The sequence below is a fragment of the Coprobacter sp. genome (genome assembly GCF_982436375.1).
Map to the genome: position 1 here is coordinate 1 of NZ_CEWDCG010000003.1, position 23,290 is coordinate 23,290.

Below are 23,290 nucleotides of genomic sequence, written 5' to 3' on the forward strand. Positions count from 1 at the left end.
TTAAAGAATTAAATTTTTATCTTAAAAATAGAACACGATCATTCAATCTTCAGAAATGTTAATAAATATATAAAACACAAATTATGAGATCTAAACATTATGATAAATATACCTATTACACAAATTTCCAATAATACTAACAAGAAAGAATATACTACCAATCAATTAAAAAAAGAATAGTAAATAAGCATTTCCGCATTAACTCGATTGATATATTCGACAAGAGATAAAAAATACACAATTAAAATCCTGTATAAATTTTCCGCCCAAAATATCATCAAGAAGTGTTTGAATTTTATGAAAATATTTTATTTACAATCAAAAAAGGGTTTCAGAACTCTTTGTATATCAAAATAAATCACTACCTTTGCCCCGATTTTGAGACCATATAATGTCTAACTTATTAACAAGAAAATCAATTATTTAAACAAATGGATCAAGAATTAAAAAACTCACCCGTTGAAAATTTCGACTGGGATGCCTACGAAAAAGGCGAAGTGTTAGGTGAAAAAAGCCGTGAAGAATTGATCAACACTTATGATCAATCTCTTAACACTGTAAAAGACAAAGAAGTAACCGAAGGAACGGTTATCTCTATGAACAAAAGAGAAGTTGTCGTAAACATCGGTTACAAATCGGACGGCGTTATTTCGATGAACGAATTCCGTTACAACCCTGATTTAAAAGTCGGAGACACTGTCGAAGTGTATATTGAAAGTCAGGAAGATAAAAAAGGCCAATTGGTGCTTTCTCACAAAAAAGCGCGTGCTACCCGTTCTTGGGATCGTGTTAACTCGGCTCTTGAAAACGATGAAATCATTAAAGGGTTTATCAAATGCCGTACCAAAGGCGGTATGATCGTTGATGTATTCGGTATCGAAGCCTTCTTGCCGGGTTCTCAAATCGATGTTAAACCGATTCGAGATTACGATGTATTCGTGGGCAAAACTATGGAATTCAAGGTGGTAAAAATTAACCAAGAATTCAAAAATGTCGTTGTTTCTCACAAAGCTCTCATCGAAGCAGAACTGGAACAACAGAAAAAAGATATTATCGCCAAACTCGAAAAAGGACAAGTACTTGAAGGAACTGTTAAGAATATCACTTCTTACGGTGTATTCATCGACTTGGGTGGCGTAGACGGTTTGATTCACATCACAGATCTTAGCTGGGGACGTGTCAGCCATCCTGAAGAGGTCGTTTCACTCGATCAAAAATTGAATGTCGTAATCCTTGATTTCGATGATGAAAAGAAACGCATCGCTCTCGGCCTGAAACAACTTACTCCTCATCCTTGGGATGCTTTGAGTTCTGAACTGAAAGTTGGAGACAAAGTAAAGGGTAAAGTAGTGGTTATGGCAGACTATGGTGCATTTATCGAAATTGCTCCGGGTGTCGAAGGTTTGATCCATGTTTCTGAAATGTCTTGGTCACAACACTTACGCAGCGCACAAGACTTCATGAAAGTAGGAGATGAAGTAGAAGCCGTTATTTTGACTTTGGATCGTGAAGAACGTAAAATGTCTTTAGGTATCAAACAATTGAAACCAGATCCATGGGAAAATATCGAAGCTAAATATGCCGTAGGTTCTCGCCACATGGCTAAAGTTCGTAACTTCACTAACTTCGGTGTATTTGTTGAAATCGAAGAAGGTGTTGACGGTCTGATCCATATCTCAGATCTGTCTTGGACTAAGAAAATCAAACATCCGTCAGAATTTACTCAAATCGGTGCAGAAATCGAAGTTCAAGTTTTGGAAATCGACAAAGAAAACCGTCGCTTAAGCCTCGGTCACAAACAACTCGAAGAAAATCCTTGGGATGTATTCGAAACAGTATTTACTGTCGATTCGGTTCATGAAGGAACAATTATCGAAATGCTCGACAAAGGCGCTGTTATCGCATTACCTTATGGTGTCGAAGGATTTGCAACTCCGAAACATTTGGTAAAAGAAGATGGTACTCAAGCTCAACTGGAAGAAAAATTACCTTTCAAAGTAATCGAATTCAATAAAGATGCTAAACGTATCATTTTGTCTCACAGCCGCATTTTCGAAGACGAAGCTAAGGCAGAAGCTAAAAAAGAATCTGCAGCCAAGAAAGCTGCTAAGAAAGCAGCCAAAGCAGAAAATGAAACTGCAGCTATCAACAGCAATGTAGAGAAAACTACTTTGGGTGATATTGAAGAGCTTGCTGCATTGAAAGAAAAATTGGAATCGGAAAAGAAATAATCCGAGAATAGCCATATCCTAAATAAACAGGCTGCTTGCAATAAGCAGCCTGTTTTATATTCAATAATCAGCATTTATTAGCTCTGCTCAGATAAAATCCTATATACGTGCGACAAACTTCTAACACACACATAAAAGCACACTATTACTTACTTCTTCTTTTCCTAAATTATATTCCTAACTTTATATTTAATATAAAAGAATACAAGTATAAATAAAAAACATATATCAAATTATGGTAATTCGTAAACAAGCTATAATATCATGGTTATTGGATAAAAAAAATGTTATCGACGAGTATAGCATAGGTACACCAATAACAGAAAACAAAATACATTTCGGATATCTATACAATGGCATGAATCACCTCGCAAAGGTACGTCAAAACAATCCAGATTGGGGCTTGCCGGAACTATTAATGCCCTCATTTGAAAAAATGATGGAGAAAAGCGCAAAATCATTTCTCAATATTGACCATGAGCTTTTTCAGGAATTCTACAACGATAACACCTGTGGTATTCTTCTCTCCAAAGATTGCGGAACTATCATATACGGTTTTGGAGAAAACAAATTATATATTTGGGTATTTAAAGAAGACAGGGGACAAAGTAAATTATGCATATATTTTTATGCAGAATCCACAGAAAATAATAGTCGGAAAATTTACACATGTCCAACCCTAATAGATGATAATCAGCTTTTCTCCGGTGATAAAGAAAAACGAGAACAAATATATGGAACTTTAATAAACAAACTTATGATATATCTCGCTCTCAAAAAACATGCAAAAGTAGAAACGATTATCATACCAACAGGCACTATTAATAACATTAATAATACTATCAACGAATATAAACAACATAAGGAAAAAGTAAGAAATGAAAGCGGACAAAAGGTAATCGTTATGGATTCCAAATGGTTTAGAAAGATCATTAATGATAATAATATTTTTGTAAGAGCCCACTTTAAACTACAGCCTAAAAAAAACAAAATGGGCGAATGGTATAAAGAACTTATCTTTATAGAATCCTATACTCGACATGGGTATCATCGCAATGCAACAATCGAATGCAGGAAAGAGACTGAAAACGATATTAACCAACCAGAGGCAAATAACTCTAATTGTCAAAAATAAGTTTTTCAAGTCTTTACAAAAACTCTGAATAAAATTCGATATTTTCTCGGCCAGAATTTATATATTTGTTTACACAAACGGCGGAAACCGGCATCCGAACTCTTTCCGAAACGTTTTTGGAATAATTAAATCCTAATTATATATTATGGAAAACTTCGAACTAACTATTTTAGGATGCGGATCAGCCATGCCTACAACTCGCCACTACCCAAGTTCTCAGATTCTAAATCACAGAGAACGTCTTTTTATGATAGACTGCGGAGAGGGAGCTCAATTACAATACAGAAGAAACAAAATAAAATTTACCAGATTACAACATCTTTTCATTTCGCATTTACATGGAGACCACTGCTTCGGATTGATAGGACTGATCTCCACCTTAGGTATATTGGGACGCACATCCGAACTGATTATTCATGCACATTCGGATGCAGAACGCGTGTTCAGACCTCAATTGGATTATTTTTGCCGGGACTTACCATTTAACGTTCGTTTTAATGCCATATCTACGAATCAAAATGAAATGATCTACGAAGATAAAGCATTAAAAGTTTCCACCTTACCTTTACGTCACCGGATACCGACATGCGGATTCTTATTTGAAGAAAAAGAAAAAGAAAGACATCTAATCCGCGATATGATACAATTTTACAATATCCCTATCAGAGAACTTGCCAAAATAAAACAAGGTGAAGATTTTATTACGTCTGAAGGGTTGATTATCCCTAATGAACGATTAAGCCGACCTGCTGATCCGGTTTCCCGATACGCCTATTGCTCTGATACTATTTATCAAGAAAAACTTATTCCCTTGATTGAGGGAGTAGACTTGTTATATCATGAAGCGACATTCGCAGAAGATAACAAAGCCCGAGCAAAAGAGACCTTTCACTCAACAGCAGTACAAGCCGCCACCCTTGCACAAAAAGCACAAGTCAAGAAATTAATATTAGGACATTTCTCGGCCCGTTATCAAGACGACTCTATTTTTTTGCAAGAAGCCCAAGAAATTTTTCCACATACCATCATTGCTAAAGAAAGTATGCAGATACGTTTCTGAGCACTATCTTCTTTACTTATTTACGTACAATAATTGCCACTGACTTTATTTTTTCGATTCAGCACTTCGGAGCTCTTTGAAAAAAGCCAATTCTTCCGGATTGAGACGTGTCAACAATTCTTTTTCGTATGTAGCCATATCACGCTCCGACTCTACCTGATCTATAATACTCTGACCGATGTCGTGAAGATCTTTCAGACTTTTGGGCGTCAATAACTTACTAACCACATTATAACCGTATGTACCTCCATGCAATACCATGCCTAATAAAAGGGCCATTTCCGGTTTTATTTCCAATTCTACTTTTACTCGAGTGTTTTCCATATTCTCCTGTACATTTTCAAGTTTTTTGCTATAATCTATATTATCAACTACCATTTATTATCCCTATCTACCTCTTATTTCTAAAGAAGTCTTGCATCAATCGCGCGCAATCTTCTTGCAAAACACCTCCCTGAATCTCGGTCTTAGGATGCAAAGCCTTCGGGGCAAATTTTTGAAATCCGCGCTTATCATCGGCTGCTCCGTAAACAATCCGAGAAATTTGCGACCAGCCCAATGCTCCGGCACACATGATACAAGGTTCTAAAGTCACATATACAGTACACCCTATCAAATATTTACCACCCAATACACCTGCCGCCGAAGTAATCGCCTGCATCTCGGCATGAGCCGTAACATCGTTCAGAGTTTCTGTCAGATTATGACCTCTGGCTATTATACGATCTTTATAAACAATCACCACACCGACAGGAATTTCATTTCTGTCATAAGCCTCTTTCGCCTCAAGCAGAGCCTGACGCATAAAATATTCATCCCGGTTTTCTTCCATTGAGTTTTCAATCTTCAAGATAATAATCGACAGTCGTCACAACACGTACGCTTTTTATATACGGAGTATTTACATCCCTGTCCTCGATAATGAATTGTCCTTGATTGGCACGTTTTATTTTACCTAATTCACTATCAGAATCCTTTGCAAATTTTTCGGCCGAAGAACGGGCATTTTTAGTCGCCTCTTCTATCATTCCAGGTTTTATTTCATTCAATTTTGTAAAGAAAAATTGCGGGCTATATTGATATTCTCCGCCTGTAATAGCAACTCCCAATTTCAATAAATCGGCCTGTTTATCCATTAATTTACGCACCCGATCAATCTGTCCCGAAGTAACGGTTATCACCGATGTAATGTTATAACGGTAAGGTGACTGAGTATTCGAATATCTTTCAGCTTTCATATCGATAATCTGAGGTGCAGACAATGATATTTCGTTATCGGTTATTCCGTTATTTTTCAGAAAAGTTACAATAATCTGATTTTTACGGTTCAATTCATCATACATCGAAATCATATCATTACCGATTTCTTTAAATGCCAAAGGCCAGATCACCTTATCGGCAGGAACTTCCTTTTCCGCCAATCCTTTAACCGTAACAACTCTGTCCCTATCCTTAATTTCCGTCAAAGCATGACTTAATGTCCACCCTAACAAATAAAGCCCAATAGCAATCAATAATCCAGCTATCGGCAATTGAAATCGTTTTGAATCCATTATCGTCAGTTTTTAATTAATAAATCCTTCTATTCACAAATATAGCATTTAAAAGAGAATAAGAGTTATCTTCCTCTGTTTTTTTAAACAAAAAATAAAAAGCGTTGAGATGCATTTTGCGTAATTCACCGGAAAGGCGTATTTTCGTAAACAGATTCATTTTCAATATTTCCGATTATGGCAAAACATAACCAAACAGGAAAGACAGGAGAAGAACTAGCCGCAGAATATCTCATTGCCAGAGGTTATATAATCCGGGATATTAATTGGAAAAACGGAAAACTCGAACTGGATATTGTCGCATATAAGGATCGGACACTGATCGTTGTTGAAGTAAAAACTCGAAGTTCCGATTTATTCGGGCATCCGGAAGATGCGGTAAACACCCGAAAGATACGACATATCATAGACGCGACGGACGCATATATACAAAAATACGATCTCCCGTTCGAAGTCCGGTTCGATATTATTTCTATCGTTAAAAAAGAAAACGAATATGAAATCGAACATATTCCGGATGCTTTTTATCCTCCGTTACTATAAAACTTAAAACAATATGGATATAGAACAAATACGGGAATTTTGCTTAAGTCTTCCCGAAACGACAGAGTGTTTTCCGTTTGACGAAACTACTTTGGTCTTTAAAGTCGCAGGAAAAATGTTTCTTTATACGAGTCTCGAAGCCGAACAACATTGGGCAAATATAAAATGTGATCCTGATCTGGCAATCGAACTACGGGAACAATATAGCTATGTAATGCCCGGATATCACGCTAATAAAAAATACTGGAATACGATCGTCTATGATAAAGCGAAAGAGGAACAAATGAAAGAATGGATGCTTCACTCATATACCGAAGTCGTAAAAAAACTGCCTAAGATCAAACGGGAAGAATTATTCGAACAACTCAAAAAAACGGGAAATTTAGACGACAGGCTCTAAAATAGCAGAAAGACAAAATATAAAAAAATGAGCGAAACTTTTATACACCTAAACGAAACTCATTCGACCAATTCTTACTTAAGAGAATTGATTATGAGAGAAAAAGAGCAACCCGAAGGTACAGTCGTAATCACCGATTACCAAACTGCCGGACGTGGACAAAAGGGCAATAGTTGGGAGTCTGAACGGGGTAAAAATTTAACATTCAGCATTCTACTTCATCCAAACCATATTCCACCGGGAAAACAGTTTATTCTGTCCCAACTCATTTCCATAGCAATCGTCAAAGTTCTAAAAGAATATGATCGGTATTTCTCCATAAAATGGCCGAATGATATTTACTGGAAAGAAAAAAAAATAGCCGGAATGCTGATCGAGGTCGATCTTACCGGTTCATCCCTCAGTAATGCCATAATAGGAATCGGCATCAACATAAACCAGAGACATTTCAAATCAGATGCCCCGAATCCGGTATCGCTTACCCAAATCACAGGTAAAGAACATAACCTCTCTGAACTTCTTGAGAAAATTCTCGACAGCATTGTCGATGCATACAACAAATACTCTCCCGATAACGAAGAAGAAATAAGACAAAAATATATGGCGTTACTTTTTCGCAACAAAGGAGTATATCCCTATTTATATGGGGAAGAAATATTCAACGCTTCGATCGAAGGAATAGAACCTAACGGACAGTTGATACTGAAAAAAGAGAACGGCTCTATCCATACTTTTGCATTTAAGGAGATTTCTTTCGTGATTTAGACTCGTTCAAAATCATCTCTGCTTTTCCTATTTCTGCCAAACGTGTATAAATAGAATACAGAGTCTTACGCAGATAAGGGGTAGTATATTGTTTATCGGCTTTCTCAAGATAAGATGCGGCTTCTCGAAAATCGGTATCCAGAATTCTGTTTTTCTCCCATTCATAAGAAGCATATTGCATTCGTGTAGGAGACATCAGACTGTCATAGTGCATTTCCAACTCCTTTAATTGTTCTATTCCCCGATTATACATAAAATTGCCCAGAAAGATCAGAGCATCCCGATTAGTCGAATCTTTTTGATATATCCGTTTATAACAGTCAAAAGATTGTAGCTCTTCTCCCTGTTCAAGTAAAGCATCCCCTTTGAGTTTAAGAAGTCTTTCATCATCCGGAAACATCTCTAAAAGTTCGTCCGAAATCTCTACTATACGAGGCGCATCATTTCTAAAACGATAAAAACGTAATAGATAAGTATTGATCAATTTTTTCAGCCAAGGTTGTTCTTTCTTAATCAACAATAGCATATTCTCATATATCTTAGATTTTCGGTGAGCCATAGTCAAAGCATTCACCCCGATGAACAAAGAATCTAAAGACACACCGTTACGCTCCGATAATTCGACATAATGCATTACCGATTGGGGAGCTTCCTTGTAAGATGCCGCCACTACAGAAGATACATATAATTTTACCTCTTTCGGATTCTCGATCAACAAAATATTATACATAGAAAGCGCCTCGCTCCATTCCCGATTCTCAAAATGAGTCTCTGCTTTACGATACAATTTCTCATTAATAATCGCCCCCTGAAGCGAATACACCACACTCAAAAATAATATGATAATAATCTTCCTCATCTATAATTTTCGAAACAAAGTAACAGGCTCTTATGTTGCAAATTTAATAAAAAAGGAAGTATATATTTCTCTTTTTTGAACAGGAGTTTATCCCCGTTCATTTAAAATGTTTAAATTTGGCAAGGAAACAACAAAACAGGGAATAAGAATTTCCTCAATCATAAAATCAAAAATATGGATATCAAGTACAAACGTATATTACTAAAATTGAGCGGTGAGTCGCTTATGGGAGAAAAACAGTACGGTATAGACGAAAAACGGCTGAACGAATATGCCGAACAAATTAAAGAAATCGCCGGGCTGGGTATCGAAATCGGCATCGTAATCGGAGGTGGAAATATTTTCAGGGGATTGAGCGGTGCAGCCAAAGGATTCGATCGTGTTAAAGGCGACCAAATGGGTATGCTCGCTACCGTAATCAACAGTCTCGCCCTCAGTTCGGCATTAGATTCTCTGGGACAAAAAGCTCACGTATTCACCGCAACTAATATGTTCCCCATAGGTGAACATTATAGCAAATGGAAAGCGATAGATGCCATGAAACGAGGTGAAATCGCTATTATCTCGGGCGGTACGGGCAACCCGTATTTCACTACCGATACGGGGTCGGCTTTGAGAGGCATAGAGATAGAGGCCGACGTAATGCTAAAAGGTACTCGTGTCGATGGTATTTATACTGCCGACCCCGAAAAAGATAAAACAGCCGTAAAATTCGATAAAATCAGTTATGATGAAATCTATACACGAGGACTTAAAGTAATGGACCTGACGGCAACAACGCTTTGCAAAGAAAACCGACTTCCGATCATCGTATTCGATATGGACACCAACGGTAACTTGAAAAAAGTCCTCACCGGCGAGAATATAGGCACGTTAGTCTATTAATCCGAGAAACGTTTTGAGATTTGCCGAAACTATTTTATATTTGTTCCATAAAGAAATAAATTATCGTTTCGATAATACATTAACATATCGGTTAAATAAGATCGAAACCGTTTATTCCTACTGAAAACCGAATTTTATAAACCATCGTATATAAAACCACTATGACAGACGTAAAAACATATCTGGATGCCGCTGAAGAAAAAATGGCGATGAGTGTTGAGTTTTTAGATGAAGCTCTGGCTACAATCCGTGCAGGAAAAGCCAGTGCCCGCATTCTTGACCCGGTACGGGTAGAATACTACGGCAGTATGGTACCTATCAGTAATGTAGCCACTATTACCACTCCCGATGCTAAAACCATCGCCATACAACCGTGGGAAAAATCGATGTTCAAAGAAATCGAAAAAGCTATTCAAAATTCCGAAGTGGGCATTACTCCCGAGAACAACGGTGAAATTATCCGTTTAGGATTACCCCCATTGACAGAAGAGAGACGTAAAGCTTTAGTCAAACAAGCAAAGCAAGAAGCTGAAAACGCAAAAGTAAGTGTACGAAATGCACGCCGAGATGCTATCGATGGGTTGAAAAAAGCTATTAAAGCCGGAATGCCCGAAGATGTTGAAAAAGACGGAGAAGCCAGTGTTCAGAAAATTCACGATAAATACATTAAAAAGATAGACGATATTTTCAATGCAAAAGAAAAAGAGATTTTAACCGTATAACTTGAATCTCACATTTATTTTCATTGTAAAAAGAATTTTTTGAACAGCATAAAACATATTGGAAGAACTAAAAGTCAGAACGGTTTGTTTTGCTTTTAGTTTTTCTTTTTTAAAATTACCCGGACAAGGATATAGTTTTATCAAATTAATATGGAACACGGACTCGTAATAAAAAACACCGGTAGTTGGTATATCGTAAAAACGGATGATGGGAAAGAAATCAAATGTAAAATAAAAGGTAATTTCCGTTTAAAAGGAATCCGCAGTACCAATCCCATTGCGGTTGGAGACCGGGTAGAAATAGAAAATAATAAAGAGGGGACGGCCTTTATCTCGAAAATAGAACCGCGAGAAAATTATATTATACGAAAATCGTCAAACCTTTCCAAAGAGTCTCACATTCTGGCGGCCAATATCGATCAAGCCTTGTTAATTATCACAGTCAGCAATCCTACTACCCATACGATTTTTATAGATCGTTTTCTCGCTACTGCCGAAGCATATCGAATCCCGGTAAAAATTGTCATCAATAAAACAGACAGTTACAACGAGGACGATACAGAATACATGAATGCTTTGATCCATCTTTATGACACTATCGGATATGATTGTTTTAAGGTATCGGCATTGACGGGAAAAGGCATCGAGGAGATCAAATCTCTTCTAAAAGGAAAAATCACTTTACTGTCCGGTAACTCAGGTGTTGGAAAATCCACTCTGATCAATACTATCCTTCCGGGATTAAACCTGAAGACGGGAAATGTATCGACATCACACCATAAAGGGATGCACACTACAACATTTTCTGAAATGTTCCCATTGCCCGAAGGAGGATATATTATCGATACTCCGGGAGTAAAAGGTTTCGGTACTATCGATTTCGAACCGGAAGAGGTCGCTCATTTTTTCCCCGAAATATTTAAAATTTCCCATGATTGCCGTTTTAACAACTGCACACATCGCCATGAACCGGGTTGCGCCGTACTTGCGGCAGTAGAACAACATAGGATCAGCGAATCCCGATATGCAAGCTATCTGAGTATCATAGACGACAGCACCGAAGGAAAATACAGAGAAGGTTACTGATTTTCGCCATCATCCTTCATTAACATATACCGTCAAGTCGCCATTGTCTCCGAATGCGCTTGCATACGACATCCGGAAGACAAACAACCGTTAATTAAAAAGCTAAAGGCTTCCCATTATAGAAATCTAAAACTTTTGAACGGAATAAAAAATCATAACGCGCTTGAACTTGTTCGGACAGACTTTTTTCATATTTATTTTTTGCATCGCTATATTCAAAAACCGTTGATTTTCCGGCATCATACTTTTTCTGCTCATACTCGAATGAGATACGGGCCGCATCCACCGACTTTTGAGAAGAAATATACTTTTTATGCGCGGCGACCGCGGCATAATACGCCTGTTCTATTTCTTTATAAAGTTGCTGACGGGCATTATCCAATGCCAATTCTTGCAATCGTATTTGCAATCGGGCTTGCTTTACTTGATTGCGGGTTACCAAACGATTAAAAAGCGGGACAGATAATGTAAAACCGAGCGTTTCACTCCCATTATTACGCATCTGTTCGGCAAAAGTCCAGTTATTTTCATCTCCCCCCTTATAAGCATGATAATAGCTCGTCCCGTAAGACGCTCCGAAAGAAAGTGTAGGATAATATCCCGAACGTGCTTGTTTCAACCCAAAACGACTGCTCTCTAAAGCATACAAAGCAGACTTTATACCGGGACGATTTTCTACAGAAAACTTAAATGCATCCTTCGGGGAAACCAAAGATGCTGTTTGTTGTAAAGTGACCGAGTTCATATCGGGTTCTTCAATATCAAAACCCTCTGCCTTTTCTAAATTCAGTAATTGGGAAAGATCGACTAAAGATAAAAGCAGATTATTTTCCGATTGGGTCACATTCATTTCATCTTCTGCAACTAAAGCCCGGCTTTCATACAAAGATGCCTCGGAACTCCGTCCTTGCTCCACCATTTTTTCGATTTTTTTCAATTGCAAACGACTAATTTCCAGTTGTTTTTGCGCAATACATAATATCTCTTTATTAAAAAGGGCCTGTAAATAATAAGATGTTACATTCAAGGCAACATCTTCTTTCGCCTTATTCAACTCTTCTACGGCAGCTTTCAAGTCGAACCGGGCCGAACCGATCTCACTCTGTATCTTAAATCCTGTAAATACAGGGAGTGACGATGATATGCGAAATGATGTTGAAGATTGAGATTGGTCTTCATAAACTCCTGTACGTGAAGGACTCCGTCCGAAGTAAAAATCTTGTCCGGCACTTCCGGTCAAATCAGGTAAACGACTCATTCGAGTTGTATTCAACCGTATTTCACTATTTTCTTTTTCCAGTTGTTTTTGCTTTACCTGAATATTATTTTGTACGGCATAATCGATACATTGCGACAGCGACCATTTTTCTTGTGCTACAAGCGAAAAACAGCATGATGTTATGCCCAAACTTATTACGGCTATTTTACGAATATCCATCATTTCATTTCTTTATAATTCTATTTCCCCGAATAAAATCTCCCGCTTTCACTCCCGAAATTACCTCTATCGATATTCCATCCGACAATCCGGTTTTTATCGGTTTTTGCACAAATACCTGAGGACGGCTTATACTATCCTGCACCAGTTGCACAAAAGTAGAATCCCCATGAAACTCCACCGTACTTTCCGGTATCGTGAGCACGTTTTCTCTCCTATCCAGAATAATTTCAGCATTCGCACTATATCCGGCACGAACAAATACGGTATCAGGAATCGAAGCCGCTGCTTTAATTTCGAACAAGACTGTCCCGTTCTCCTCTGTGCTTTTCGGTGATATGTACTCCAGAACCGCATCAAAACAAGCATCTCTGAGTGCACCGACAGTAAGCTTGATCGGCATGCCCTCATGAAGTTGACCGACTTCTGTTTCGTCTATTTTACCTTTGAAAATCATATCATTCATATTTGCAATAGAAGCTATCGTAGTACCGTCATTAAAATTGTTTGATTGTATCACAGAGTTACCTACTTTTACCGGAACATCGAGAATCATCCCATCGATAGTGGAACGAATCTGAGTATTGCTATACTGTGCCGAACGCCTGGAAATTCCATCTCTTACAATTTCCAGATTATCCTGAGCATTCTGTAATTCTTCTTTCGCCCGGTTATTTTCCAACTGGCTTTTTTCAAACTCCTCTTTTGAGATCACACCGGAACGAAATAAATTTTGAGCCCGGTCGAAGTCCCGTTGAGTCTGACCGAAATTGATCTGAGCGACATTAACCCGAGACTCTGCAGCATTCAATGTTCCCATTTCCGGAATCACCTTCACCAAAGCAATTACATCACCGGCTTTCACCATCTGACCAGCTTCTTTATAAACCGCAGACACAATACCCGAAATCTGAGGCTTAATCAAGACTTCATCACGTGGCTCTACTTTTCCGGTAGCTATTGTTTTTTTCTCTATCGTCCTTTTCTGAGGAGCAACTACTTCATATACAGTTATCTCAGGACGGGACTTTTTCCATAAAAATACAAACGTTCCCACAAGCATTACTGCAAATACCAACAGTAAAAAAAACCTTACATATCTTTTCATAATCTATATTATTATTTTTCTTATTTATTCTTCCCGTATCGCATCTATTGCTTTTATCTGTAAAGCTCTCCATGCAGGCAGGCATCCCGCCAACAAACCGGTAACGATCAAGACTATCGATGCCGAAACCGCTGTTGCAAAAGAAATTTGAGGTGGAGCAAAAAATATCTGTTCTCCGGATTGCAACATGTTTTGCATAAATATATCCACCACATATAGAAGAGCTACCCCCATAAACAAACCGAAAAAACCGGCCAGCAATGTCAAGATGAGACTTTCGGACATAATTTGCATCAATATAAAACGAGGACAAGCTCCCAATGCCCGACGGATACCGATCTCTTTAGTCCGTTCCCGTACGGTCACCAACATAATATTACTCACACCTACCGCCCCAGCCAACAATGTCCCTATTCCTACAATCCAAATCAGAATATTTATCCCACCGAATAAAGAGTAAAACATTTTAAATTCTTTCTCAACATTTATACTGCCGACGGCTTGCAAATCGTCAGGAGAGATTTGATTATGCTTCTTAACGACATTTTTCATTTCCTCCTCCAAAGCAGAAACCGAAAACTTTTCATTTACAGACAATGCTACACAGTCTATCTTGTCCCCTCTATTATAACCCTGCTGCATAGTACTAAACGGTAAAATAATAGATGCTTCGGAACGGCCTCCGATCTGTATTTTCGTTACCGGAATATTCACACCTACTACCCGATAAGCCACTCCATTTATCTGTAACAACTTTCCTAACGGATTCTCTCCCGGCATAAACATCTCTTGATACACCTGTTCCCCTATTACGCAGACTTTTCGCCTCTCCCTAATATCCACTTCATTTATATAGCGCCCATAAAGCATACGTTGGGGTTCTATAAAAAGGTAATCAGGAGAAAGCCCTTTTACCATATAAGCCCCATATTTATTATTTCGCAACGTATTTTTCTCATTCCACTCAAACATAATAGCAGATATTCGCTCTATTTCGGGAAAACGCTCCCTCAGTACTTCCACATCCGACGTATGTATAGACCAATTACGCCCTTTTGCAAAACCGGCATAAGCTTTAGAGGTCCTCTCAGAGAAGAAATAACAAGAATTTTTCGGAAAATCTTTCACCCCGGAAATTATCCCTTCTTCAAGCCCGTTTCCCGATCCTGACATGAGAACTAACATAAATATCCCCCAAAACACCCCAAATGCAGTCAAAAGACTACGGATTTTATTCCGCGTGATCGTAAGCCATATTTCCTGCCATCTATCTTTATCAAACATAACTTCAAAACTTAATCATTCACTCCGCAATGCTTCTATCGGTTTTACCCGTACGGCTTTCCGAGCCGGAAAATATCCGGCAAGAACTCCGGACACAACAAGAACCAACGTAGCAGAAACAGCTATCGAAAGATCTACCGTAGGGTTCTGAAATATCATATCCTTATTCATTCCTCCTCCAACCAACAAAGCATTCACACCTTCCGTCAAACCGATTCCTGCAATCATTCCCAAATAGCCGAAAAAAAGTGTTACAAACACCGATTCAATCACGACCAGTCTCAAAATCGAAGCTGGAGTAGCACCTAATGCTTTTCGGATTCCTAGTTCCCGAGTCCGCTCTTTTACCGAGATCAACATAATATTACTAACCCCTACAATCCCGGCGATAAGAGTTCCGATGCCGATAATCCAAATAAAAATCTGGATTCCGTTAAATATTCCCTGTGTCTGCAAATAATTCGATATCGTATTACTGACATACAACGCACTCCTATCATCCGGAGAAAAATCTCCGAGCTGGCCCAACGTTTCCCGCATCCCTCGTTCAAAAGCAGCATTTTCCTCTAACGAGTTTACACCTTCGACCAAAATCTCCAAGCTCTTATATTTTTCGTCAGGAAAATAAATTTTCCCGGCAGTCGATAACGGAATAAATACATCTGGCGAACTCTGCATAAGTTCTTCCGTATAAATGCCGACAACTTTATAGACGATATTTCCGGCTTTGATCTGCTGTCCTATAGCTGGTTTGGATTTAAATAACGTCTCGGCCGTACGCTCGTGAATTACAGCTACTTTACGAGCCATTTTCATATCAGCTTCATTAATAAAACGCCCTCCTCCCGCTACAATCTCTACATTACGAATAGATGGATATTCGGGAGAAACAGCCTTTATCAAATTAAACATAGATTCTTTTCCTACCGACAAAGTATCTCCCCAACGATCAAGAACGGCTGTAAAACGGGTAACCTCCGGGTGAAGTTTACGAAACTCGGAAACATCTTCAGGACGGAAACTTACTTGTCTGTTTTTAGGCATACCTTTATACGGAAGATAAGTCTTTCCCGTCCATAATGCTACGGCATTCTTTGCACGCCATGAAAATTTACTCTGCACCCCGTTCTTCAGCCCGTTACCTGCCCCCAATAACAGAATAAGCATAAAAATGCCCCAAGCAACAGAAAATCCGGTCAAGAATGTTCGTAATTTATTATTACGTAAAGCTCCCCATATTTCTTGAACAATGTTCCACATACTCGTTTTATCTTAAAATTTCGACCGAACCGATAATCCCATCTTTGATATGAACGATCTTATTCGTCTGAGTGGCAATATCTCTCTCATGAGTTACGACAACCAAAGTCATTCCTTCTCTATTCACTTCTTTCAACAGATCCATAACCTCCTGGCTCGTCTTACTGTCCAACGCTCCGGTCGGCTCATCAGCCAATATAATCTGCGGACGGGCAATCAGTGCCCTTGCTATGGCAATCCGCTGTTTCTGACCTCCGGATAATTCTGAAGGTAGATGCAAAGCATGTTCTTTAAGTCCCATTTTTTCGAGATATTCCATTGCCTGCATATTTCTTTTTTTACGTGATACATTTTGATAATATAGAGGAAGAGCAACATTCTCCATTGCATTTTTAAAAGATATCAAATTGAATGATTGAAAAACAAATCCGATCATTCGATTACGATATTCAGCAGCTTTAGTCTCCGATAAATTCTTAATAAGCACATCATTCAAATAATAATTACCCGAGTCATAATCATCCAAGATACCCAATATATTCAACAGAGTGGACTTTCCAGATCCGGATGCCCCCATTATCGAAACCAACTCCCCCTTGCCGATCTCCAAATCGACACCTTTCAGTACATGTAATGGAGAACCATTATGGTAAGTTTTGTGAATTTGCTCAAGGCGTATCATAGTCAAATATTCTATATAATTTTAATTTTAGACGTATTTTACAGATCTAAAGGTTGCAAATAATAATTTTTAGTCAAAAAAAATATCTGTACAAAATTTTAACAGACTCAAATCTACCTCTTATTCTACTCCACAAATATATAAAATATAAAGTACCATGTAATACATAGTACCATTAAACACAAATAAAACAGCATAATTTAACATTTATGATTAAAAACTATAAAAAAGCCTATAGAAATCGGATCGATGAAAATTCGATAACACCCCAACAAGAAGATAGTCATGTCGATAAAAGCCATATAAACCGGCCCATAAAAACAAACCGATACTACAAATTAAATGTTAACCCGCCCAAATATATTTCTTTTCTATATAATAATTGACATAGAATTACTATTTTTGTATTCCTATTAACTACCGAACATGAAGCAATATTTAGATCTTTTACAACGTGTATTGCAGGAAGGGACTCATAAGGAAGACCGTACCGGGACAGGTACGATCAGTGTATTCGGACACCAAATGCGATTCAATATGGAAGATGGTTTTCCGCTATTGACAACAAAAAAACTGCATTTGAAATCGATTATATACGAACTTCTATGGTTTCTTAAAGGTGATACAAATGTCAAATATCTTCAAGATAATGGAGTAAGGATATGGAATGAATGGGCCGATGAAAACGGTGATTTGGGACATATATACGGTTATCAATGGCGATCATGGCCTGATTATAACGGTGGCCATATAGATCAGATAACCGAAGCTGTGGAAACAATCAAACACAATCCCGATTCTCGCAGGATAATCGTAAGTGCATGGAATGTCGCAGATCTTCCTCAGATGAATTTACCTCCATGCCATGCGTTTTTCCAATTTTATGTAGCAAACGGACGCTTAAGTCTGCAACTCTACCAACGTAGTGCCGACATCTTTTTAGGTGTTCCGTTCAACATTGCATCATACGCTTTGTTATTAAAAATGATGGCACAAGTTACCGGATTAAAAGCCGGAGATTTTGTTCATACATTGGGAGATGCCCATATCTATAGTAATCATATCGAACAGGTAAAATTACAATTGACCCGGGCGCCTCGTCCATTACCTCAAATAGAAATAAATTCGAATGTAAAGGATATATTCGGATTCAAATATGAAGATTTTACACTTACCGGATACGATCCGCATCCTCATATAAAAGGAGAGGTTGCGGTATAAGTTTCGGCAAAACTATTTAATAATAACCTAATACAGATAATATTATGCCAACAATTTCTTTAATCGCCGCAGTAGCTGAAGACATGGCTATCGGCAAAAATAAAGAGCTTTTGTGTCATATGCCCAACGATCTGAAACGGTTTAAGGACTTGACCGTAAATCATGCCGTTATCATGGGACGCCGTACATTCGAATCCCTTCCCGACGGGGCATTACCTAATCGTAAAAATTTGGTTCTTACTTCTATTCCCGAATCATTTTATGACAACGCCTTTGCTTGTTCTTCTATAGAAGATGCACTGAATCTATGCGAATCGCAAGATGAAGTTTTTATCATCGGAGGAGCCATGATATACAAACAAACTATCGAAATGGCTGACAAATTGTATATTACGGAAATTCATCATAAGTTTGAAAATGCCGATACATTTTTCCCGGTCATAGATCCTAATAAATGGAAAGAGGTCTTTCGGGAAGATCATCCGGCAGACAAAAAACATTCTTATCCTTACTCCTTTGTTATTTACGAAAAGAAATAATACAAAAACAACCCGGAAACATCTCTCTATATTTTAAGTGATGTTTCCGGGTTTAATCATCTATTTATCAATCAGTCCACAATTTCAGTGATAATTCCTCCATCACGATTAAATTTCAATTTCACCTCCGGTTGGGTTTCAAGATTTACCTCATAACCATAACTATGCTGGCTGATCTCAACAATAGAAGCATCCGGATATTCTTGGGCGACATACGTCAAAATAGCTCCCGGTAACAGATCATACAAGACAGGCCCTGGAATTTCAACGCCATTTCCATCTACTTCTTGCCATCCGCCATTCCTGTAAAATCGCAATACAAAACCGTTTGCAAGCTCCACTTTATAATGAGGCTCTCCGTCCTCTTTCTCAACTGAAGTCACATCTACCCCGGAGAAATAATTCTCTATAAAATGTCGACTCTCGACCGGCAAATTATTATAAACGATTTTTTTATCGTCATCATCACACGAGAAAAATATTCCCATGACCGAAAATAATAATATTGTAACTATCCCAATAGATTTCAATTTCATCGTCTTTTCGATTTAGCATTTGTAATACATTGGGATAACAAGGCAGCATGCAAAAGTTTCACGGGATTAAGATTATTTGACTACATTTAAGAGGTTGTCCGAATTTTCCGATAAATAAATATTTACAGGCTTTTTTTGCGTTCTCTCTCATAAAGACAGAAAAAAAACATTTTCTCAAAAACTATCAGATCTGGCCCGAATAAAATTTAGACGACAGGTTCTAATTCATAATGAAAAATCCGCATCTTACAAAAAATGCGGATTTCAGACCGATAAAGATCAAGTATCATTACTTGATTCTATTCTCGAAAGTTTCGATTCCTCCTTTTAAGAAATTCAAATAAGCGGAAATATCCTCATTATAAGAATACGAAGGAGCTATAGGATAACCATCGGTATCCAATAAAACATAAAACGGTTGTGCATTAGCACCGAATTTCGACCGTTGCAAATAACTCCAACGATCCCCTACCGTACGAAGCGTACGCATCTTTCCATACTCTTCTATTTTTACCGGTTCAGACAAGGGAGTCTTGTCATCTACCATTAAAGTAATCAACACATAATCATTATCGATCACTGCTTTTACGGCCGGATCAGTCCATACAGCAGCCTCCATTTTCCGGCAATTCACACAACCGAATCCTGAAAAATCGATCATAACCGGTTTATTAACTTTCTTGGCATACGCCATACCCTCATCATAATCCGTAAATTTGGCATGTACTTCTTCCTTATAAAGATTAAAGTCTTGTGTATTCAACGGAGGAGTAAATGCGCTGATCGCTTTCAAAGGTGCTCCCCATAAGCCGGGAATCATATAAATAGCAAATGCGAAAGAAATAATTGCCATAAAAAGGCGTGGTACAGAGACATATTTTATATCACTGTCATGAGAAAATTTAATTTTACCGAGTAAATAAAATCCCAATAAAGTAAAAATAATAATCCATAAAGTCACGAATACCTCTCTGTCAAGGATATGCCAGCCATAAGCCAAATCGGCAACAGACAAGAATTTTAAAGCCAAAGCCAGTTCTAAGAAGCCTAATACCACTTTTACAGAATTCAACCAACCTCCCGATTTAGGCATCGACTTGAGCATAGAAGGGAATATGGCAAACAAAGAGAAGGGAATAGATAATGCTACTGCAAATCCCAACATTCCGATCGCAGGTCCGGCAATTTCACCCATCGATGCCGCCTGAACCAAAAGCGTACCGATAATAGGACCGGTACAAGAGAAAGATACCAGAACCAAAGTAAATGCCATAAAAGAGATACTCAAAATACCGGTAGTTGCATCGGCTTTACTATCCAGTTTTGTAGTCCATGAAGCCGGCAACGTTAATTCGAACGCTCCGAAAAATGATATGGCAAACAGTACCAACAATGCAAAGAATATAATATTGAATATTGCATTCGTCGCTAAATTATTCAAAGCACTCGCCCCGAAAATAGCCGTAATAATCAAACCTAACACTACATAAATAACGATAATGGCAATACCGTACATAACAGCATCCCTTATCGATTTTTTACGATCTTTCGTACGTTTCAAGAAAAAACTTACAGTCATCGGGATCATAGGCCACACGCAGGGAGTAAGCAAGGCAAGCAAGCCTCCACCGAATCCCAAAAAGAAAATAATCAGAAGCGATCTTTCGGCAGTTCCGCCATTCTCGCCAAAAGCATTGAGCTCATCTATTACCGGAGTCCACAAATCGTTTTCCGAATTCTTTGTGTGAACAGTAGCAGAATCGACAGCAACAACCCGGGCAGCCATAAGTGTATCGGCTTTCAAAATTCTGCTCTTTTGTTCCGGTTCAAATGTTGATTTTATATTTTCTTTTTGTAAAGACTCCGGCTTCGTTGTTTCTGCAGGAGTACCTTTTCCCGTAAAAGTAAACTCCTCAGTCGTCGGAGGAAGACAACTCTGGTCATTACAAGCCATTGCCCTCACATTACCCGTTATAGAAAATGTCGGTGCCGTCAATTTTATTTTCTGAATAAATACGGCCTGCTTTTCATACCAACTGAGTTCCATTTCGAACTGTTTATCATATTTTTTTATCAGACGAGACGACGAGGTTACCCCGCCATCCAAGACCGCACCGTGTATCTCATCAAATGAAAACGTTGTTGCCGCAGGTCCTCCATCCGGAATATTCATTCCGTAAAGATGCCATCCGTCATCCATATTGGCAGTAAATACAAGCTCTTTTTCAGAATCGGAAATATCTTTTACAGAAAAACGCCAATGTACCGCGTCGATAATTTGAGCATAGCTGATAACACTCACACACAAAAGCAACAACAGTGAAAATAATTTCTTCATTATCATTTAGTTTTTTAACTTCTCATACTACCGGAATCTTCTGATCCATAGAAAACAACTCTATATAATTAACAGAAAAGCCGAAAAAAAGATTGTTTCAAAACATCTGTAAAACCTATTTTGAAACAATCCAGTCCTACTTTCTACAAAGTTATTCAATGACTACGGTATTTGATATAATTTCACCTGCTTTATTAACAGTTTTTACAAAATAAATCCGATAACGAGATTTGAAATTCTCTCTTTCAAAATTCCTTTCATCTATACTACCAATGTACCATAAATATAGAACTTTAGAGATATTCCTATATCTATTAAACTCCCGACAAATAAATCCCGTTTAAATTTTCCGATAAAGTAATTTAATCAGATCCTAAAAAACGCTCACATGAATCAAATTTGTTTTGTACATTTGTTTTATCAAGATCATAATCGATATATGAAACTAATTCATACGGCAGATTGGCATATAGGACAATCATTTTACGGATATAACCGAGACAACGAACATCAAATGTTTTTTGAATGGTTGTGTGCTGTAATAAAAAGAGAAAAAGCCGATGCCCTGCTCATTGCCGGAGATGTTTTCGATTCTCCTAATCCTCCGGCCTCGGCACAACGTTTATTTTACCATTTTCTGAGAAAGGCCACTGAAGAAAATCCACAACTGCAAATCATAATTATATCGGGAAACCACGACTCGGCTGCCCGCTTGGAAGCTCCCATGCCTTTGTTGGAATCGATGAACATCACGATCAAAGGTGTTATAAAAAGAAATGAAGACGGAATCGACTACTCAGATTTGTTAGTTCCCATTTATGATAAAGAGGGAAATATCCTCATTTGGTGTATGGCTGTCCCCTACATAAGACAAGGAGATTATCCTCCTTCAGACAGTTACGCAGAAGGTGTAAAAAATCTGTATAACGCCATATATAACGAGGCTTTGAAGCATGCAGAGCTCGACCAAATGATTATCGCTATGGGACATCTGCAAGCCACAGGATCTGAGATTTCAGAAGACGACCAGAGCGAACGTACCGTAATCGGCGGTTTGGAGTGCATTTCTCCCGAAGCCTTTGCTCCCGGCATTTCTTACACGGCTCTCGGCCATTTGCACAAAGGGCAGCGTGTCTCGAAACGAGAAAATGTCCGTTATGCCGGAAGTCCTTTGCCGATGTCTTTCGCTGAAAAAAATTATAAGCACGGTATCGAAGTCATCGAATTAGAGAAAAACAAAATTATAAATATACACCGAGAAATCTTCGATGCACCGATTCCTCTGCAATCGATACCCGAAACAGCCGAACCGATAGATAAAGTTTTACAGGCAATAGATCACATAGACCCGTCTTCAAAAAATTATATAGAGGTGCTTGTATCGGTCGATGGTCCAGAACCGTCTCTTAATTATAAAATAGAACAAGCACTGGAGAATAAGCAAGTACGTCTTACTCGTATTTTGCGAAAATCGACAATCATTTCCGGATCAGGCGAGCAACGGATAATAAATTATGACGAGTTTAAGAAGATCAGTCCTATAGAGATGGCAAAGGAGGCTTTTTTGAAGAAATACGGATCAGAAATGCCCACAGATATAGAAAGCTTGTTAAAAGAAGCAATCGAACAAACGGAGATTTGAGAA

The 23,290-nt window shown here is 38.2% G+C and carries 23 protein-coding genes; 12 read left to right on the forward strand and 11 right to left on the reverse strand.

Translation table 11 applies throughout. The annotated features are described in order from the left end of the window. Window positions 1-431 precede the first annotated feature (431 nt). The 3 genes from rpsA to AC1WHX_RS00320 all read left to right on the forward strand — a co-directional run bounded on the left by rpsA (window position 432) and on the right by AC1WHX_RS00320 (window position 4,426). A complete protein-coding gene (gene rpsA / locus AC1WHX_RS00310) occupies window positions 432-2,231 on the forward strand; it encodes a 30S ribosomal protein S1 (RefSeq protein WP_009317779.1) in 1,800 nt (599 codons plus the stop codon). A 235-nt stretch (window positions 2,232-2,466) separates the two neighbouring features. Further along, complete coding sequence (locus AC1WHX_RS00315; protein ID WP_009317782.1) at window positions 2,467-3,366, forward strand: hypothetical protein; 900 nt, start codon at window positions 2,467-2,469, stop codon at window positions 3,364-3,366. Window positions 3,367-3,511: 145 nt separating this feature from the next. Beyond that, a complete protein-coding gene (locus tag AC1WHX_RS00320; RefSeq protein ID WP_009317783.1) occupies window positions 3,512-4,426 on the forward strand; it encodes a ribonuclease Z in 915 nt (304 codons plus the stop codon). Window positions 4,427-4,471: 45 nt separating this feature from the next. On the opposite strand, the gene AC1WHX_RS00325 is transcribed toward AC1WHX_RS00320, so the two are convergent. Genes AC1WHX_RS00325 through AC1WHX_RS00335 form a run of 3 tightly spaced genes read right to left on the reverse strand, consistent with a single transcriptional unit; the run spans window position 4,472 to window position 5,979 of the window. Continuing rightward, complete coding sequence (locus AC1WHX_RS00325; protein WP_122337966.1) at window positions 4,472-4,804, reverse strand: hypothetical protein; 333 nt, start codon at window positions 4,802-4,804, stop codon at window positions 4,472-4,474. Window positions 4,805-4,817: 13 nt separating this feature from the next. After that, window positions 4,818-5,258, reverse strand: coding sequence for a nucleoside deaminase (locus AC1WHX_RS00330; RefSeq protein WP_122337965.1), 441 nt, complete (start codon window positions 5,256-5,258; stop codon window positions 4,818-4,820). 7 nt (window positions 5,259-5,265) lie between these two features. Next, complete coding sequence (locus tag AC1WHX_RS00335; protein ID WP_009317786.1) at window positions 5,266-5,979, reverse strand: SIMPL domain-containing protein; 714 nt, start codon at window positions 5,977-5,979, stop codon at window positions 5,266-5,268. Window positions 5,980-6,156: 177 nt separating this feature from the next. On the opposite strand from AC1WHX_RS00335, the gene AC1WHX_RS00340 reads away from it, so the two are divergent. The 3 genes from AC1WHX_RS00340 to AC1WHX_RS00350 are packed head-to-tail and all read left to right on the forward strand — an operon-like array spanning window position 6,157 to window position 7,687. Then, the gene (locus AC1WHX_RS00340) at window positions 6,157-6,522 is read left to right on the forward strand and encodes a YraN family protein (protein WP_022600338.1); all 366 of its coding nucleotides are present in this window, start codon (window positions 6,157-6,159) and stop codon (window positions 6,520-6,522) included. A gap of 13 nt (window positions 6,523-6,535) precedes the next feature. After that, complete coding sequence (locus AC1WHX_RS00345) at window positions 6,536-6,922, forward strand: MmcQ/YjbR family DNA-binding protein (protein ID WP_481228789.1); 387 nt, start codon at window positions 6,536-6,538, stop codon at window positions 6,920-6,922. A 27-nt stretch (window positions 6,923-6,949) separates the two neighbouring features. Then, window positions 6,950-7,687, forward strand: coding sequence for a biotin--[acetyl-CoA-carboxylase] ligase (locus tag AC1WHX_RS00350; protein WP_122337963.1), 738 nt, complete (start codon window positions 6,950-6,952; stop codon window positions 7,685-7,687). On the opposite strand, the gene AC1WHX_RS00355 is transcribed toward AC1WHX_RS00350, so the two are convergent. Beyond that, window positions 7,662-8,546: a tetratricopeptide repeat protein gene (locus AC1WHX_RS00355; protein WP_022391292.1), complete on the reverse strand. Its 885-nt coding sequence runs from the start codon at window positions 8,544-8,546 to the stop codon at window positions 7,662-7,664. The genes AC1WHX_RS00350 and AC1WHX_RS00355 overlap by 26 nt on opposite strands. Window positions 8,547-8,720: 174 nt before the next feature. Between AC1WHX_RS00355 and pyrH the strand changes: the two genes are divergently transcribed. The 3 genes from pyrH (at window position 8,721) to rsgA (ending at window position 11,239) form a co-directional block, all read left to right on the forward strand. Then, window positions 8,721-9,431, forward strand: a complete 711-nt coding sequence (gene pyrH, locus AC1WHX_RS00360) for a UMP kinase (protein WP_009317793.1) — start codon at window positions 8,721-8,723, stop codon at window positions 9,429-9,431. 161 nt (window positions 9,432-9,592) lie between these two features. Next, window positions 9,593-10,153 carry a ribosome recycling factor gene (frr, locus tag AC1WHX_RS00365; protein WP_009317794.1) on the forward strand — a complete coding sequence of 187 codons (561 nt, stop codon included), beginning with the start codon at window positions 9,593-9,595 and terminating at the stop codon, window positions 10,151-10,153. 150 nt (window positions 10,154-10,303) lie between these two features. Then, a complete protein-coding gene (gene rsgA, locus AC1WHX_RS00370) occupies window positions 10,304-11,239 on the forward strand; it encodes a ribosome small subunit-dependent GTPase A (protein WP_022391291.1) in 936 nt (311 codons plus the stop codon). Window positions 11,240-11,333: 94 nt separating this feature from the next. Here rsgA and AC1WHX_RS00375 read toward each other — a convergent pair whose 3' ends face one another. From AC1WHX_RS00375 to AC1WHX_RS00395, 5 genes are read right to left on the reverse strand one after another with little or no spacing between them, the layout of a single operon-like run. After that, entirely contained in the window at window positions 11,334-12,680 is a 1,347-nt protein-coding gene (locus AC1WHX_RS00375; protein WP_039927889.1) for a TolC family protein, read from the reverse strand. 1 nt (window position 12,681) lies between these two features. After that, a complete protein-coding gene (locus tag AC1WHX_RS00380) occupies window positions 12,682-13,785 on the reverse strand; it encodes an efflux RND transporter periplasmic adaptor subunit (RefSeq protein WP_031258244.1) in 1,104 nt (367 codons plus the stop codon). A 24-nt stretch (window positions 13,786-13,809) separates the two neighbouring features. Beyond that, window positions 13,810-15,069 carry an ABC transporter permease gene (locus AC1WHX_RS00385; RefSeq protein WP_122337960.1) on the reverse strand — a complete coding sequence of 420 codons (1,260 nt, stop codon included), beginning with the start codon at window positions 15,067-15,069 and terminating at the stop codon, window positions 13,810-13,812. 15 nt (window positions 15,070-15,084) lie between these two features. Continuing rightward, entirely contained in the window at window positions 15,085-16,329 is a 1,245-nt protein-coding gene (locus tag AC1WHX_RS00390; RefSeq protein ID WP_303115566.1) for an ABC transporter permease, read from the reverse strand. A gap of 7 nt (window positions 16,330-16,336) precedes the next feature. Beyond that, window positions 16,337-17,011, reverse strand: coding sequence for an ABC transporter ATP-binding protein (locus AC1WHX_RS00395; protein ID WP_009317800.1), 675 nt, complete (start codon window positions 17,009-17,011; stop codon window positions 16,337-16,339). A gap of 426 nt (window positions 17,012-17,437) precedes the next feature. Here AC1WHX_RS00395 and AC1WHX_RS00400 point away from each other — a divergent pair, with 426 nt between their 5' ends. Both AC1WHX_RS00400 and AC1WHX_RS00405 read left to right on the forward strand, forming a co-directional pair. Then, window positions 17,438-18,232 carry a thymidylate synthase gene (locus AC1WHX_RS00400; protein ID WP_022391290.1) on the forward strand — a complete coding sequence of 265 codons (795 nt, stop codon included), beginning with the start codon at window positions 17,438-17,440 and terminating at the stop codon, window positions 18,230-18,232. Window positions 18,233-18,276: 44 nt separating this feature from the next. Further along, entirely contained in the window at window positions 18,277-18,771 is a 495-nt protein-coding gene (locus tag AC1WHX_RS00405; protein ID WP_122337958.1) for a dihydrofolate reductase, read from the forward strand. A gap of 71 nt (window positions 18,772-18,842) precedes the next feature. Here the strand turns inward: AC1WHX_RS00405 and AC1WHX_RS00410 are convergent, their stop codons facing one another. Both AC1WHX_RS00410 and AC1WHX_RS00415 read right to left on the reverse strand, forming a co-directional pair. Then, window positions 18,843-19,307: a PepSY-like domain-containing protein gene (locus tag AC1WHX_RS00410; RefSeq protein WP_122337957.1), complete on the reverse strand. Its 465-nt coding sequence runs from the start codon at window positions 19,305-19,307 to the stop codon at window positions 18,843-18,845. Window positions 19,308-19,596: 289 nt separating this feature from the next. After that, window positions 19,597-21,645 (reverse strand): protein-disulfide reductase DsbD family protein, encoded by a 2,049-nt coding sequence (locus AC1WHX_RS00415; protein ID WP_122337956.1) that lies wholly within the window; start codon window positions 21,643-21,645, stop codon window positions 19,597-19,599. A gap of 388 nt (window positions 21,646-22,033) precedes the next feature. On the opposite strand from AC1WHX_RS00415, the gene AC1WHX_RS00420 reads away from it, so the two are divergent. Further along, window positions 22,034-23,287: an exonuclease SbcCD subunit D gene (locus tag AC1WHX_RS00420; protein ID WP_481228790.1), complete on the forward strand. Its 1,254-nt coding sequence runs from the start codon at window positions 22,034-22,036 to the stop codon at window positions 23,285-23,287. The last annotated feature ends 3 nt before the right edge of the window (window positions 23,288-23,290 follow it).